This window comes from Acinetobacter higginsii, assembly GCF_000369525.1.
Classification (GTDB): domain Bacteria; phylum Pseudomonadota; class Gammaproteobacteria; order Pseudomonadales; family Moraxellaceae; genus Acinetobacter; species Acinetobacter higginsii.
Map to the genome: position 1 here is coordinate 15,224 of NZ_KB850081.1, position 547 is coordinate 15,770.

Consider the following 547-nt stretch of genomic DNA (forward strand, 5'->3'; position numbering starts at 1 on the left):
CGATAAACCTAGCTTTATGGGTCGATAAACCTAGTTTTATAGGCTTTGAAACATTTGCTATTAAAGGCTTTCAGCCTGTCTAAAAGCATTAAAAACTATTAAAAATAATTAAAAGCCTAGTCTGGTCAAAATTGCCCTTGGTTTTCGCTTCGCTCAAACTCTATTGAATCTCGCTTTCGCTCGATTCGGGGGCAATTTTTCGGTTAATTCCTTCGTGAATTTGAGAAAAAGCAAAGGCAAGAGCAAAAGCAACTCGGAATTCGCTTCGCTCATAGAGCTTTATGCTCGCTTCGCTCGGTCTAGGCTCAAATTTTTGCATCTAAAATTCACTTTTTTAGGTTAATCAACCTAAAAAAGCGGTTTTTCAGAGGGCCGAGGCGCGAATTTTGGGACTGTCGCTCGTAGACACTCGCTTGGTTAAGCCGTTCTTATCGCTTATAGATGTAGTGTTATTTGCTTCTATTTGCGTTTAGAGACACTTTTTTGTTTTTTGGGTACTGATCTCTAGTTCGGTTTGAAATGATCGCACTATGGCGAAAATACAGCG